Genomic DNA, 13,566 nt, shown 5'->3' on the forward strand with positions numbered 1-13,566 from the left:
TCCGCTTGAAGCGGCGGCCGCAGCCGTTGGCGCTGGCGGCGGCGACGGTGGTGGTGTTCGTGACGACGTGGTTCCTCCACGCCTATCAGTCGTTCTGGCTGAAGGGGAGCTGGGGGTTCAGCGGGCCGGACGCCCTGTTCTGGGGGATCCTCGGGGCGTTGGTGCTGGTGAACGTCCAGCTCGACGCCCGTCGGGCCCGGGGGCGGGCCGTGAAGGGGTGCCCGACGTCGATGGGGCAGCTTGCGGTCCGAGGGGTGAAGGTGGCCGCGACGTTCACGACGATCGCCGTGCTCTGGTCGCTCTGGTCCAGCCCCAGCGTGGGGGCGTGGCTCGACCTCTTCCATCGTGGGTTGAAGATTTAAGGAGGAAAGCGCCGAGAGTTCTGATTATCACGACGGCCAACACCCGATGAGAAGATGGGCCGATATCGGTTCGGCCGTTGGCCGACGGCCAAGTGCCATCGCTACCGGACAGAGGCGTTTGTTTCATGCCCCAACCATCGCCGCTAACCTCGCAGATGCTCGCCACGGCGGTGATCCTCGCCTGTGGCCTCGCACCCGCGAGGCTGGCCTCGGGCCTCCCGCTCCAGATCCGGGAGACGCTCCGCAGCGACCTGCTCAGCCGGGCCGACTACGAGCGGATGGAGCGCGGTTACTACGAGAAGATCCTCGACGCCGGCCGCCAGCTCGGCTCGCCCGAAGGCCCTCGCGGGCCTGACCGGGTCGGGTGGACCCACCTCGACGTGGCGCCGTTCGAGGCGGGGCCGCTGGCTTCGGTCGTGGACGACATGCGCGAGTTCGTCCTGAAGCCCGACCTCTCGATCGTCCACGACGGGGCGCGTTGGAGCACCAACGCCTTCGGGATGCGCGACCGGGACTATCCGACGGCCAAGCCCTCGGACACGCTCCGGGTCGGGTTCGTCGGCGACTCGATCGGCGCCGGTTGGGGCGTCTCGGACGGCGAAGGGTTCGAGCCGACCTGGGAGCGGGCGCTCGACGAGCGGTCGCGGAAGGCGGGAGGGCCCGCGGTCGAGGTCCTCAACTTCGCCGTCCCGGGCCACGGGCCCGGCCAGCGCTGGCGGCACTTCTCGACGGCCGGCTGGGCGTTCGCGCCCGACATTGTCGTCTACGAGGCCACCCTGGCCGACACCGGTTGGGACGAGCGCCGACTCCGAGGGCTGCTCCCGAGGGGGATCGGCTGGGACGAGCCGATGTATCGCGACGTCCTGGCGAAGGCGAAGGCCGAGCCGGGGGGCTCGATGGAGTCCTACAAGCGGGTGCTCAAGCCGTTCCGCTCGGAGTTCCTCGCCTCCGTCTATCGCTCGGTCGTCGCCGACTGCCGCTCCCGAGGCGTGCCGAGCGTCTGGGTCCTGGTCCCCCGGGTCGGCAAGGCGGCCGAGCCCGAGGATCGCCTCCGGCTGATCGAACTGGCTCGCGAGGCGGGGTTCTCGACGATCGTCGACCTCTCCGACGTCTACGACGGGATCGAGCCGAAAGACCTCGCGATCAGCCCGAACGACTACCACCCCAACGCCGACGGCCACGCCCGGCTGGCCCGTCGGCTCGACCAGGCCTTACGAGACCAGGCCGACCTGCATCGCCTCCTGACTAGCGGACGGGGAGTCGGAGGCGACCGCTCATGACAAGCCAACTCGCCCGCTCCCTGGCGGCTCGGATCTGTTTCGCCCTGACTCTTCTGGTCCTCCTCCTCGGCCTGATCCCCCTCCCGGCGGGGTGGGCCCGCGCGAGGGCCATGCTCGACAGCGCCAAGTCGAACGAGCTGAACCGCTCCGACCTCGAGATGAACGCCGGGGGCTATTACCAGGGGCTGATCGGCATCGACAACCCCGAAGGGGCCCCCTCCGAGCTCGGCATGCGGATCCTCGGCAAGCCGACCGACTGGATGCGGTTCCGCGCCGCGAACGTCTCGAGGAACATCGACGGCGACTTCCTCATCTTCGAGCTCCGGCCGAACGCCAACCGGATGATCTTCGGGCATCCGTTCACGACCAACGCGTTCGGGATGCGCGACCGCCCGTACACCCTCGAGAAGCCCGACGGGGTCTTCCGGATCGTGGTGCTCGGGTCGTCGATGGACATGGGTTGGGGGGTCGGCACCGAGGAGACCTACGTCAACCTGCTCGAGGACTGGCTCAACGCCCACGCCGCGAAGCGAGGGCTGTCGCGCCGGTTCGAGGTCCTGAACTTCGCCGTCGCCGCCTACAGCCCGGCGCAGCGGCTTGAGGCTTATCGCCGCAAGGCGGCCGAGTTCAAGCCCGACCTGGTGCTCTACTCGGCCACGATGCTCGATCTCCGACTCATGGAGATCCACTTCTGCGACGCCTTCCAGGGCAAGGTCGACCTCGGCTACGACTTCCTCAAGAAGGCGGTCGTCGCCTCGGGTCTCACCGCGAAAGATCTCGCTCTCAACGCCGACGACTCTCTCCGTCATAAGGACGTGGTCAAGTCGAAGCTTCGCCCGCAGTTCTGGGCGATCTACGACGCCATCCTGCGCACCCTGGCCGCCGACTGCCACTCGTCGGGCGCGCCCCTGGTCTGCGCGATCATCCCCCGCGTCGGCAAGGCCGACGCCCCCCAGGCCCGGGCTCCGACGCTCTCCCGCCTCCGGGAGATCATCCAGAGGAACGCCGACGGGCTCCTCGACGTCTCCGACACCTTCGACAACCTCGACCCGGAGCAGTTCGAGATCGCCGCGTGGGACGACCATCCCAACGCCCTCGGCCATCGCGAGCTCTTCCTGGCCCTGGCGGCCGCGATGGTCAAGGACAAGCCGCTGTATCAAAACCTCTTCCCAGAACGGGTTGGCGACGGCCGACCATGACACAAGAAGTGCGACCATGGAAGGAATCCATCTCAGTGAATTGCTCGAGAGGGCGGCCGAGTGCCGGCCCGATCGGCCAGCCGTCGAGGACGAGCGGGGCCGGTCGCTAACCTACGGAGAGCTCACCCACGCCGCCGACCGCCTTGCCACCCGGCTCGCCCGCTGGGGCGTGGGGCGTGGCGATCGCGTGGGTCTCCTCCTGCCCAAGGGGCTCGAGGCCGTCGCGACGATCCACGGCATCCTCCGCGCGGGGGCGGCCTACGTCCCGGTCGACCCGACGGCTCCCGTCCCCCGAGGCGCGGGGATCCTCGCCGACTGCCAGGTCAAGGCGGTCGTCGTCTCCCAGGAGCACGCCGAGGCCCTGCGCCGCTCATGGCCCGGCCCCGGCCCGTTCCCTCGCCTCATCGTCGTCGGCGATCCGTCGGCCATGACCGACCCGGCCGACGCCGCCTGGGATGACGTGCTCGCCGACAACGCCCCGAGCCCCCTGCCCCCTCTCAGGTGCGGCGACGACCTCGCCTACATCCTCTACACGTCGGGCTCGACGGGCCGCCCCAAGGGGGTGATGCTCTCGCACGCCAACGCCTTCACCTTCCTCGACTGGTGCCGAGACTCGTTCGAGCTCCGGGCCGATGACCGCTTCTCCTCCCACGCCCCGTTCCACTTCGACCTCTCGGTCTTCGACCTCTTCGTGTCCTGCCGAGCCGGTGGGACCCTGGTCGTGATCGGCGAAGCCCTGGGACGCGAGCCGGCGAGGCTGGGTGCGTTCCTCGCCGAGCGCCGGATCGACGTCTGGTACTCCGCCCCGTCGATCCTCGCCCTCCTGACGCGACTCGGCGACATCGACCGCCCGGGCTTCCCCGCCCCTCGCGTCGTCCTCTTCGCCGGCGAGGTCTTCCCGATCGCGCCCTTGAGGCGGCTCCGCGAGGCCTGGCCCGTCGCGACGCTCTGGAACCTCTACGGCCCGACCGAGACGAACGTCTGCACGGCCTACCGGCTCCCGGACGTCATCCCCGACGCTCGCCAGGCCCCGTTCCCGATCGGCCCGGTCTGCCCGCCGCTCCTCGCCCGGGTGGTCGACGAGTCCGGGAACGACGTCCCGACGGGGTCCGGCGGCGAGTTGATCATCGCCGGACCCGGCGTGATGCGCGGATACTTCGGCCGGCCGGACCTGACCGACGCCGCCTTCCTCCGAGACGGCTCCGACACCCCCTGGTATCGCACCGGCGACCTGGTCGTCGACGACGGTGCCGGGTGCTTCACCTACCACGGCCGTCGCGACCGGATGGTGAAGAAGCGGGGCTATCGGATCGAGTTGGGCGAGATCGAGTCGGCCCTGTACCAGCACGAAGGGGTCGACCGGGCCGCGGTGATTGCCAAGTCGGATGACGACGGCGTCTCGATCGCCGCGTTCGTCGCGATGAAGCCCTCGCACAAGGGGTCGATCATCGCCATGAAGCGGCATTGCACCGTCTACCTGCCCCACTACATGGTGCCCGACTCGATCACCTTCGTCTCCGACCTGCCGACGACCTCGACGGACAAGGTCGACTACCAGGGGCTGAAGCGTCTCGCAGCGACGCAGGCCTGACCTGGGCCCGCGTCGCGACCGAAGCAACACCGCGTCAACATCACCGCACAACACCACGCGAATCGGCATCGGAGCGAACGTGAACTTCCGCCACTTCCTGAGCTGGAAACCGCTCTTCTACGAGGGTCTCCTGCCGGCGCTCCGATCTCTCGGGCCGGTGCGGGGCGACGCGATCCTGGGCGCCTTGGGCCGAGCTTGGATGCGTGCCGACCCCCTCCGACGCCGAGAGCTCTCCCGGGCCATCGCCCGAGGACGCGTGGCCCTCGGCACCGACTGGGACCGCAAGGTCGTGCGCCCCGCCCTGGCGGCCAACGCGATGCGGTTCCTGGCTCGCGACTATCCGTTGGACGTGGCCGACGACGCCGAAGTCCTGTCCCGATTCGATGCCGACGGCTTCGATGCCTTGCACGAGGCGATCGAGCGAGGCCGGGGCGCGATCGTCGTCGGGTGCCATCTGGGCGGTCACATCGCGGCCCTGCACTGGCTCTATCGCCGGGACGTCCCGTTGCGGCTGCTCGTCCAGCGGCCCCGGCACGTCTCGCGGTTCCTCGATCGGCAATTCGACCGGGACGAGCCGCATCCCCAGTCGGGGTTCTTCCTCCGCCGCGACCTGACCCCGGCCGCGGCGACCGAGCGACTGCTCCGCGCCCGTGCGGCCCTCCGCAGCAACCTGGCGGTCTACCTCGCCGGCGACATCCCCTGGGCGGGCTCGAACTCGCGCCCTGGACGACTGGTGGGCCAGGCGCAGTCGTTCCTCGCGGTCTGGGCCGACCTCGCGGCCGTCACCCGCGCCCCGGTCTTCTTCCTCTTCTGCACCCATCGACCCGACGGCCGTTACCACCTCCAGGTCGACCCGCCCCGGACCGTCGCGTCGGGCGAGGAGGGCGCGGCCGTCATCCAGTATCTCGCCCGCCTGGAGGCCATGATCGCGGCCCACCCGGCGGACGCCGTCGCCCACCTCCTCTGGCCCTGCTACGGTGCCCCGGCCCCGGCCGTCGCCACCGGCCGGCCCAGCCGCCGAATCGCCGTCGCCCAGTCCTAATCGGCCTCGAGCGCCCGGGAGGCCGCCGAGTTGCCGGCGCAACTCCCGGACGCGTATACTGACGCCCCCCCCGACGACTCTTCGAAAACACCCTCCGGGCCCCGATCGGCATCCAAGCCACACTTTGCGCCAACGGGCCTCGATCCCAAGGCCGCGGAGCGATCCGTCGATGTCGATGTATTGGATCTACGACCTGCCGAACTGGCTCCTCGGCGTCCTGACCGTCGCCGTCTTCGTCGGCCCGTCGCTCCTCGGTCTGTTCGCCAGCCGGCCGCTGATGCGACGATTCCTGAAAGCGTCGGCCGAATACAACGACATCGTCAGCTATTTCTTCGCCGGCGTCGGTGTCTTCTACGGCCTGGCCCTCGGCATGATCGCGGTGGCCACCTGGAGCAATTTCACCGACAGCGACGGCCAGGTGTCGAAGGAAGTCGCCTCGCTGGCCGAGTTCTACCGCGACCTCGACGGCTACCCCAGCCCCCTCCGCGGCCACCTCGAGACGACCCTTCGCGAATACACCCGGGCCATCATCGGCAAGGAGTGGCCCGCCCACCGCCGAGGCGCGATTACCGATGATGGCACCCTCATCCTCGACGGCCTCGAGAACGACCTCCTGGCCTTCGAGCCGACCAAGGAACGCGAGAAGATCGCCCACGCCGAGGCCTTACACTCGCTCGACGCCGTGGTCGAGCAGCGCAGCCTGCGGTTGCAGTCCGTCGGCGGAGGGCTGCCCGCATCGCTCTGGTCCGTCGTCCTCATCGGGGCCGTCCTCTCGATCCTGCCGACCTACCTCTTCTGGATCGAGAACCTCGGCCTCCACGCCCTCCTCGTCGCCCTCCTGGCGACCTTCATCGCCCTCCTCGTCTTCCTCACCGCCGCCATGGACAACCCCTTCCGCGGCGAATTCAGCGTCTCACCCGACGCCTTCCAGATCCTCCTCGACAAGGTCATGACCACGTCCCCTGCGCCCTAGAGGCAAAACCCTATCCGCAGATGACGCAGATCAAATCAAATTTTTCCGATCTCTTTAATTACTACAGCCTGCCTCATCCTCGAATAGATTCCCATTCCCTGGCCTTCGTTCCATCCGTTAGTCTAGGATGTGATCGATTCTAGTGCGACGTCAGCTCGTTGAAATGAAGCCAGGAGCGTTCATGAAGGAAGCGGCGGTCGTCTTGACGATAAAAATGAATACGATCGCCTGTCTGGCCGTGTTCTATGGGCTCGCGGCCATCTCGGGCTTTGGCAATATCGATCGGAGCTCCGCGTCGTTACTCGACCTTTTGATTCCACTCGTCATGGGGTTTACCCTCGGCTGGTGGGCCCTTACCGACGCGAAGAACCGTGGCCGACCGATTCCGCTCTCCGCGCAACCTTGGTTCGTCTTACTGGCTCCATCTCTTGTGCCGGGCTACCTCGTTTGGACTCGAGGCTGGCGCGGAGTCCTCTGGGTCATGTTACACGCCATCGGATGGTTCAGCGTGATGGTCATCGCGTTCAATGTCGCCCTGGCCGCAAAGCGGATGGCCAACTGATTCGTTGATCGGGCCTGCGACATCAACCAATCAGGCCAGATCAAGCGTCGTGTCGGCCCCTCGGAAGACACGCGGTAGGCCCGCGCGAATGGCCGCCACGGTGGCATCATCGAGGTTGCAAAGGTCCGCGCGAACGCTTGTGTATGTCTTCTCCCAGTCGATGGTGTGAGTAAGTTCGACTTTCAGGACGTCGCGCGTCAACCGGCAACGAGCGACGCAATCATACGCCCCATTGATCTGGTCGTCGAACTCGCAGAGGCCCCCCGAATCTTCGGAAGGATCTTCATCCTCGAAGCCGCGTTGAAGAATCAAGTAGTGCTCGACTCCAGTCACGTCGTACCCGGAGACGGCGCAAATCAGGCAATAAACAGAATCATCCTCGTCCTCGAAGCCGCCTTCGGCCGCCTTGAATTCCAATCGCATCGGTGGCCCTTTTTCAGAGAACCGGAATGGGACGGGCGAAGACCTATCTGCGCGTCTTGGTTGCCAGCATGATGATTCTGTTGCCCGTGACGTGCTGAGGGGCAAGCCCGATCTCATTTCGAAAGCGAGCAGAGGAACGCCAGCGTCCAGGCCACGGTCCGGATCCAGTTTGCCGCGATGAGCCGCCGCACGACCCCGCCGTCCTGGCCTTGTTCCTGAAGCATCTCGTGCGCGGGGACCGCGAGCGCGAAGGTGGCCAGCCAGGCGATCGCGACCATGACGCCCCCGAGCCAGTCCAAGGGCTTCGGCCTCGTGACCAGGAGCCAGCCCAGCGTGCCGACCTGCCCGAACATCAGCGGGACCACGATCCAGGTCACCGCCCTCGTGTACCTTGTATGCCAGGCGGCGAATCGGTCGGTGGCGATCTCCCCGAACGCCGGGTAGACGATCGATTGCACCATCCAGATCAGGACGAGCAGGCCGAACGACAGGATTCGATTCGCCTCATCGACGGTCATCGTTTCCGTTCCTCATGCGTCGACAGGCGCAAAGCCATTCTTATGCGACGTCATCAAGGCCTTCGAAGTGTGGGGCACCGGGCGGCCGAAAACGGCGAGGCGCCGGCCTTCGTGATCTCGGGCGTGCCCCAACCGCGGAGGACGGCAAAACCAATAAAATCTCCTGTTTTCATTTCTAAAATTCTCAGTCATGAAACGGGACCCACCAGGGCTTGATCTCGACCGCAAGCATTCCGGACTGGACCGTGGGGTCTTCCGTCCCGAGTGCGGTGGCCTCTTCCAGATTGGCGGCCCTGAAGACCGTCATGCCGCCGGGAGCCATGACGCCGGCGCCCTCCATGAAAGGGCCGCTCAGCACGATCTTGCCCTTGGCATGGCAGTCTTCCATGTATTTCACATGGTCCCAGAACTCGGGCTGCTCGTTATAGGGTGTCCCCACAACCCACTTCGGGCCGGGACTCTGGAACACGACAAAGTAAGTGGGGCCGTTCTGGTCAGGCATCGTCGTGCTTTCCTCGAAAAAACGTGGTATCGGTGACCTCAGATTCATCGACGCGATGCCCCAATGGCAGCCGATGCCTTGATCCGCGTGGAAAGCCGTGTCCTTCGGGCAAGGCCAAACGAGGTCGTCCTCTTGTTCCATTCGACCGACTGTCGTGGATGTAAGGTTCTCGGCGGAGGAGAGCCCTGAAGATTGGATCAGACGAACTTGGCGCGGTGCTTTTCGATGAAAGCCTCGAGCGTCAACGGCGGACGCCCGCCGAGCTTCTCGACCAGGTCGTTCGTGCCCGCGAAGATGCCGTTCTGGTGGTCGATCGCGACCTCCTTGAGATGCTGAAAGAGGAAGGTATTGTCGCGGCCCGCACTCTTGCCGCTCGACTGAAGGACCTTGCTGAACTCGTCGAAGTCCACTTGTTTGTACTGGATGGCCCTGCCGAGAATCCGGCTCAAGAGTTGGGCGGTCTCCTCATAGGTGTACTCGACGGGGCCGAAGAGGGGGTAGACCTTGCCGCCGTGCACCTTGGGATCTTCGAGGAGGCCGGCGATCACTCGGCCCTGGTCCTCCGCCGCGATAGGCGCGTGCTTGCCGGTGCCGAACGGCACGTGGAGCACCCCGGCCCGGATCATCGGCGCGAGGTAGAGCAGCCACTCGGCGAAGTAGGTCGGCCGGATGTGGGCGGTGGGGACGCCCGACCAGTCGAACACCCGCTCGGAGAGCCAGTGGTCGGTCGCGGCGTGGCTGTTGGCGTCCTCGCGGGCCGACTTCTGCGACATGTTGACGAGGCCCTCGACCCCGGTCTCCTTCGCGGCCTGGGCGAAGTACGCCGTCGCCTGCAAGATCCCCGGACGGATCGGGTAGACGAAGTACGCCCCCTTCACACCGTCGAGCGCGGCGCGGACCTGCCCGAAGTCGAGGAGATCGCCGTACACGACCTCGACCCCCCGCTCCCGCAGCCTCTCCGATCGCTCGTCCTTGGCGTGGGCCAGCGCCCGGACCTCGCGGCCTTGCTCCAGGAGCCGATCGATCGCGTAACCGCCCGTGTCCCCCGTCGCCCCGGTGATCAGGATCTTGTCAGCGCCCATCTGGAATCCTCCGTCGCAAACGAATAAGATGTCAGTCAACATCCAAACGATAGGCGGGCTGTTTTTGGATGTCAATCGAAATCTAAATTTCTCGAGGCGAGGTCGGACGATGAGGAAGTCGCGAGAGGAGGCGGCGGAGACGCGGAAGCGGATCGTGAAGGCCGCGGCGTGCGAGTTCCGCGCGAAGGGGATCGTCGCCACGGGCCTGGCCGACCTCATGAAGGCCGCGGGCATGACGCACGGGGGCTTCTACAAGCATTTCGAGTCGAAGGATCAACTCGTCGCCGAGGCATTTGCCGACGCGGTGGAGGAGGTGTTCGGCTTGTTGGAATCGCTGCCGACGAGCCAGGCCGCGGTGGCCGCTTACCTGTCGATGCAGCACCGGGACAACCCCGCGTCGGGGTGCCCGTTCTCGGCAATCGGCAGCGAAGTCGCCCGGACGGACGAGAAGACACGAGCCGCGGCCACGGCCGGGTTCGAGCGGCTCGTCAGGTTGCTCGAGGGGAAGTCGAAGGCCAAGGACGCGAGACGCCGCGCCCTGGTGGCGGCCTCGACGATGATCGGTGCGGTGACGATGTCGCGGGTCGTGGACGACCCGAAGCTCTCGGCGGAAATCCTGAGCGAGGTGGAGAAGAGCCTTATCGAGAACGAGGGGTGAGCTCGGAGGGCCTCAGCCCTCGACCCGCTCCTTCGACCCCTCGACGCCGGGTTCATAGGCCAACGTCCAGCCCGGGCTCGTGACCGGGATGTGCCCGGGCGGGTGGGGTTCGACGAGCTTGCCGTAGAGCTCCGGTCGACGGGCGCGGAGGTAGCGGCGGCCCGGGGCGTTCGCGAACGCCTCGGCGGTCAGGAGGCCGACGGCCACCTCGTCGCCGAGCGCCTGGCACTCGACGAGGACGTCGCCGTTCGGGTCGAGGATCATGGAGAGGCCCGGCTTGATCGTGTCGTAGTCGCGGCCGATGTTGTTGGCGAAGACGGCGAAGACGCCGTTCTCCCAGGCTCGGGCGGGGAGCCAGCGCATCAGCCAGGCCCGCCCCTTGGGCCCGTGGAACTCCTGGCGGAGCCGGGCCGGGTCGCGGGTTCGGTTTTCCCAGAGGACGGGGTCGATCACCCCGCGCCCGGGCATCGTCGAGGGGGTCCCGCCGGTCACGTGCGGCATCACGACGACTTCGGCCCCGAGGAGCGCCGTCGCCCGCACGTTCTCAGGCAGGTTGTTGTCGTAGCAGATCAGGACCCCGACCTTCACCCCGCCCAGGTCGAAGACCGCCGGCCCCGCACCAGGAGTGAGGTGCGGGCTGATGAACGGGTGGAGCTTGTGCTGTTTGGCGATGAGGCCTTCGGGGCCGACCGCCACGTAACACTTGTAAAGTCGCCCGTCCGCCCCGCGCTCGATCAGGCCCGCCATCACGACGACCTGCAACTCGCGGGCGATGTCGATCAACTCCCGGGTCGACGGGCCATCCGGCACCGGCTCCGCCAGGGCGTCGAGGGCGTCGCGATCCAACGTCTGCAGGAAGGTGTAGGAGGTCACGCTGCATTCGTGGAAGCAGACGACTTCGGCCCCTCGCGCCGCAGCGTCTCGGGTCAGGGCACGGATGCGCCCGAGGTTGTAAGCCTTGTCGGCGTCGCGGTGCTCGAATTGGGCCGTCGCAAAGCGGATGTCGCGCATTTTCGGGAACGATCGCTTCCGATCGCCCGCTCCGGTGTCTGCTCGCATGCCTGCCCGACGCGATCGACGCATCGCGTATCGCCCGCACGTCGCGGGCCGTCGCGGGGCTCCCCTAGCGTCTGTTGGCGGAACCCCGGGCCGACCACACTATCGTCTCGGCCGGTCCTCGGCAACGACCCCGAATCGCGAAAGGGCCGCGGCCGTCGACAGCATCGTCGACGGCCGCGGCCCGTTGGAGTCGTCTCGGCGTCGGCCGCTCCTCAGCCGCCGGCCTGGAGGTAGCCGCGGGTCACGGCCAGGGAGGTTCCGGGAGGCCATGCGTAGATGTTCACGAACGTGTTGTAGACCCCGCTATGGCCGTAGCGGTGCGAGCTCGTGATGGCGTAGACGTCGCCGCCGGGGACCAGCGTCACGGCATGGCCGGCCGTCGTCGTACCGTCTCCCCACTTGATGAACGCCTTGAACGCCAGGGGCGACGGCAGCGAGGCCCCCGCGGGCGGGGTCACCTGGAACGTGGCCACGAGGGTCGTAAACCAGCGCCGGGTCGGCACCTGTTCGAACAACCCCTGGGCCGCGACGCTGGGGAGGCCCGAGCTGAACGCACCGGTCCAATCGGCCGGGACGACGGCCTGGCTCTTGTGGATCTGGGCGGCCGCATGCACGGCCGCGGCCGCAACATGATTCGCAGCCCCTGCGCCCGCACCCGAGAGCACCGCTCGCCCTTCGAGCGCCTCGACCCGAGGCCGAGACTTGACCTCTCGGGCCCGTCCACGGCCCTCGACCGCCCCCGCCTGCTTCGACCAAAATCTCAAGCTGCGGAACATTTGGGTGACCGTCCCTTCTCTATCGTGACTATCAGAGCGCGCAACGCCCCCAGGGCTTCCGGAAGCCCCAGGGTCGCGACATCCGGTGGAGAGACCGGGACGCGGCCTTCGGCATTCGATTTCATTGATTTTAGAACACGCAAACTTCCCAATCAACCCAAATTAACAAAGAACGCCATTTTCACAGGGCTTGGCATCCTAAAGAATTCAGCACCGGAAAGGATTTCGGATACGAGACGACCACGGAGGACGTGTTCGAAATAACCCCGAGTCGAAGCCAGGGCCAAGGTTCCGACCGCACTACCCGGAGGGGAAGCCGAACGATAGACTTGGGCCGGGCGTCGGGACGTGGCCCGGGGAGACGATGAGGCATGTCGAGGATGTCACTGTTCGATCCCCTGGACGACTCGACGGGGGAGAAGCTGGAGTCGGTCTCGGCACTCACGGCGCGGATCAAATCAACCCTGGAACAGGAGTTCGACGAAGTCGCGATCCGGGCCGAGGTCTCGAACGTCGCAAGGCCGAGGTCGGGGCACGTCTACCTCAGCCTCAAGGACGACGTGGCCCAGGTCCGGGCGGTGATCTGGAAAGGGGAGGCGCAACGCCTGGTCTTCGACCTGTCCGACGGCCTGGCGGTCCGAGTTTGGGGGCGGATCTCGGTCTACGCGCCGAGGGGCGAGTACCAGGTCACGATCCGGAAGATCGAGCCCGAGGGCATCGGTGCCCTGGAGCTGGCATTCCGCCAGTCGGTGGCCCGGCTCGCGGCCGAAGGGCTGTTCGACCCCGCTCGTAAACGCCCCCTGCCCCGCTTCCCGAGGCGGATCGTGGTCGTCACCAGCCCGACGGGGGCGGCGGTCCGAGACCTGCTCCAGGTGGTCGGACGGCGTTGGCGGGCCTCGGACCTGCTCATCGCCCCCTCGAGGGTCCAGGGTGCCGGCGCCGCCGAGGAAATCGCCGCGGCGATCGCGCTGGCCAACCGGGTCGCCGGGGCCGACCTGATCATCCTCGCCCGAGGGGGCGGGAGCCTCGAAGACCTCTGGGCGTTCAACGAGGAGGTCGTGGCGCGGGCCATCGTCGCGTCGCGCCTGCCGGTCGTCACGGCGATCGGCCACGAGGTCGACGTGACGATCGCCGACCTCGCCGCCGACCGACGCGCCCTGACCCCGAGCGAGGCGGGGGAGATCTGCGTCCCGGATGCGTCGGAAGTCCGCCGCGCCCTCGACCAGCTCGCCCAACATCTTTCCCGAGCCGTCCGGGACCGTCTCGAGCAGGCGAGCCTAAGCCTCGACGCCCTCTCCGACCGCGCCGACGGCGCGATCCGCAGGGCCCTCGACGACCGTCGCCATCGCCTGGCGAAGGCCGCCGCCTCGCTCGAGGCCCTCAGCCCCCTCGCCGTCATCGCCCGAGGGTACAGCCTGACCCTCCTGGCCGACGACGCGACGGTCGTCCGCTCACCCGAGGACGTCCCCCCCGGCACCGTGATCCACACCCGGCTCGCCTCGGGCCGGATCGTCAGCCGAGTCGAAGGGAGCCCCTGAC

Annotated in this window: 14 protein-coding genes and 1 pseudogene; 9 read left to right on the forward strand and 6 right to left on the reverse strand. The window is 67.2% G+C overall.

Features of this window, described 5'->3' with window-relative positions; all coding sequences use genetic code 11:
- The 7 genes and pseudogenes from ACYOEI_RS39730 to ACYOEI_RS39760 form a co-directional block, all read left to right on the forward strand.
- Positions 1 to 362 (forward strand): annotated as a pseudogene (locus ACYOEI_RS39730) (hypothetical protein); the annotation flags it as partial.
- 125 nt (positions 363 to 487) lie between these two features.
- A complete protein-coding gene (locus tag ACYOEI_RS39735) occupies positions 488 to 1,642 on the forward strand; it encodes an SGNH/GDSL hydrolase family protein (RefSeq protein ID WP_462856152.1) in 1,155 nt (384 codons plus the stop codon).
- A complete protein-coding gene (locus tag ACYOEI_RS39740; protein WP_462856153.1) occupies positions 1,639 to 2,841 on the forward strand; it encodes an SGNH/GDSL hydrolase family protein in 1,203 nt (400 codons plus the stop codon). Before ACYOEI_RS39735 ends, ACYOEI_RS39740 begins: the two co-directional genes overlap by 4 nt.
- Positions 2,842 to 2,857: 16 nt before the next feature.
- Entirely contained in the window at positions 2,858 to 4,432 is a 1,575-nt protein-coding gene (locus tag ACYOEI_RS39745; protein WP_462856154.1) for an amino acid adenylation domain-containing protein, read from the forward strand.
- 79 nt (positions 4,433 to 4,511) lie between these two features.
- Positions 4,512 to 5,474, forward strand: a complete 963-nt coding sequence (locus ACYOEI_RS39750; protein ID WP_462856156.1) for a lysophospholipid acyltransferase family protein — start codon at positions 4,512 to 4,514, stop codon at positions 5,472 to 5,474.
- Between the two features lie 169 nt (positions 5,475 to 5,643).
- Positions 5,644 to 6,447 carry a bestrophin-like domain gene (locus ACYOEI_RS39755; protein WP_462856157.1) on the forward strand — a complete coding sequence of 268 codons (804 nt, stop codon included), beginning with the start codon at positions 5,644 to 5,646 and terminating at the stop codon, positions 6,445 to 6,447.
- A 181-nt stretch (positions 6,448 to 6,628) separates the two neighbouring features.
- On the forward strand, positions 6,629 to 7,009 hold the full coding sequence (locus ACYOEI_RS39760) for a hypothetical protein (protein ID WP_462856159.1): 381 nt from the start codon (positions 6,629 to 6,631) through the stop codon (positions 7,007 to 7,009).
- Between the two features lie 30 nt (positions 7,010 to 7,039).
- Here the strand turns inward: ACYOEI_RS39760 and ACYOEI_RS39765 are convergent, their stop codons facing one another.
- From ACYOEI_RS39765 to ACYOEI_RS39780, 4 genes are all read right to left on the reverse strand, one after another.
- Positions 7,040 to 7,432 (reverse strand): Imm10 family immunity protein, encoded by a 393-nt coding sequence (locus tag ACYOEI_RS39765; RefSeq protein ID WP_462856160.1) that lies wholly within the window; start codon positions 7,430 to 7,432, stop codon positions 7,040 to 7,042.
- Positions 7,433 to 7,545: 113 nt separating this feature from the next.
- The gene (locus ACYOEI_RS39770) at positions 7,546 to 7,950 is read right to left on the reverse strand and encodes a hypothetical protein (protein ID WP_462856163.1); all 405 of its coding nucleotides are present in this window, start codon (positions 7,948 to 7,950) and stop codon (positions 7,546 to 7,548) included.
- 184 nt (positions 7,951 to 8,134) lie between these two features.
- On the reverse strand, positions 8,135 to 8,452 hold the full coding sequence (locus ACYOEI_RS39775) for a YciI family protein (RefSeq protein ID WP_462856166.1): 318 nt from the start codon (positions 8,450 to 8,452) through the stop codon (positions 8,135 to 8,137).
- Between the two features lie 197 nt (positions 8,453 to 8,649).
- Entirely contained in the window at positions 8,650 to 9,534 is an 885-nt protein-coding gene (locus ACYOEI_RS39780) for an NmrA family NAD(P)-binding protein (RefSeq protein WP_462856167.1), read from the reverse strand.
- A gap of 109 nt (positions 9,535 to 9,643) precedes the next feature.
- Between ACYOEI_RS39780 and ACYOEI_RS39785 the strand changes: the two genes are divergently transcribed.
- Positions 9,644 to 10,192: a TetR/AcrR family transcriptional regulator gene (locus ACYOEI_RS39785; protein ID WP_462856168.1), complete on the forward strand. Its 549-nt coding sequence runs from the start codon at positions 9,644 to 9,646 to the stop codon at positions 10,190 to 10,192.
- 12 nt (positions 10,193 to 10,204) lie between these two features.
- Here the strand turns inward: ACYOEI_RS39785 and ACYOEI_RS39790 are convergent, their stop codons facing one another.
- Positions 10,205 to 11,203 carry a nitrilase-related carbon-nitrogen hydrolase gene (locus ACYOEI_RS39790; RefSeq protein ID WP_462856169.1) on the reverse strand — a complete coding sequence of 333 codons (999 nt, stop codon included), beginning with the start codon at positions 11,201 to 11,203 and terminating at the stop codon, positions 10,205 to 10,207.
- A 260-nt stretch (positions 11,204 to 11,463) separates the two neighbouring features.
- Positions 11,464 to 12,027, reverse strand: coding sequence for a hypothetical protein (locus tag ACYOEI_RS39795; protein ID WP_462856171.1), 564 nt, complete (start codon positions 12,025 to 12,027; stop codon positions 11,464 to 11,466).
- Between the two features lie 371 nt (positions 12,028 to 12,398).
- On the opposite strand from ACYOEI_RS39795, the gene xseA reads away from it, so the two are divergent.
- The gene (gene xseA, locus ACYOEI_RS39800; RefSeq protein WP_462856172.1) at positions 12,399 to 13,565 is read left to right on the forward strand and encodes an exodeoxyribonuclease VII large subunit; all 1,167 of its coding nucleotides are present in this window, start codon (positions 12,399 to 12,401) and stop codon (positions 13,563 to 13,565) included.
- Position 13,566: the final 1 nt, after the last annotated feature.

Source organism: Singulisphaera rosea (assembly GCF_054877945.1).

What these genes read in the sequence shown, in the direction of transcription:
- ACYOEI_RS39735 (WP_462856152.1), top strand. Translation starts at nt 488, where the DNA reads ATGCCCCAACCATCGCCGCTAACCTCGCAGATGCTCGCCACGGCGGTG.
- ACYOEI_RS39795 (WP_462856171.1), bottom strand. Translation starts at nt 12,027, where the DNA reads ATGTTCCGCAGCTTGAGATTTTGGTCGAAGCAGGCGGGGGCGGTCGAG.
- ACYOEI_RS39775 (WP_462856166.1), bottom strand. Translation starts at nt 8,452, where the DNA reads ATGCCTGACCAGAACGGCCCCACTTACTTTGTCGTGTTCCAGAGTCCC.
- ACYOEI_RS39765 (WP_462856160.1), bottom strand. Translation starts at nt 7,432, where the DNA reads ATGCGATTGGAATTCAAGGCGGCCGAAGGCGGCTTCGAGGACGAGGAT.
- ACYOEI_RS39745 (WP_462856154.1), top strand. Translation starts at nt 2,858, where the DNA reads ATGGAAGGAATCCATCTCAGTGAATTGCTCGAGAGGGCGGCCGAGTGC.
- ACYOEI_RS39760 (WP_462856159.1), top strand. Translation starts at nt 6,629, where the DNA reads ATGAAGGAAGCGGCGGTCGTCTTGACGATAAAAATGAATACGATCGCC.
- ACYOEI_RS39740 (WP_462856153.1), top strand. Translation starts at nt 1,639, where the DNA reads ATGACAAGCCAACTCGCCCGCTCCCTGGCGGCTCGGATCTGTTTCGCC.
- ACYOEI_RS39790 (WP_462856169.1), bottom strand. Translation starts at nt 11,203, where the DNA reads ATGCGCGACATCCGCTTTGCGACGGCCCAATTCGAGCACCGCGACGCC.
- xseA (WP_462856172.1), top strand. Translation starts at nt 12,399, where the DNA reads ATGTCGAGGATGTCACTGTTCGATCCCCTGGACGACTCGACGGGGGAG.
- ACYOEI_RS39770 (WP_462856163.1), bottom strand. Translation starts at nt 7,950, where the DNA reads ATGACCGTCGATGAGGCGAATCGAATCCTGTCGTTCGGCCTGCTCGTC.
- ACYOEI_RS39755 (WP_462856157.1), top strand. Translation starts at nt 5,644, where the DNA reads ATGTCGATGTATTGGATCTACGACCTGCCGAACTGGCTCCTCGGCGTC.
- ACYOEI_RS39785 (WP_462856168.1), top strand. Translation starts at nt 9,644, where the DNA reads ATGAGGAAGTCGCGAGAGGAGGCGGCGGAGACGCGGAAGCGGATCGTG.
- ACYOEI_RS39780 (WP_462856167.1), bottom strand. Translation starts at nt 9,534, where the DNA reads ATGGGCGCTGACAAGATCCTGATCACCGGGGCGACGGGGGACACGGGC.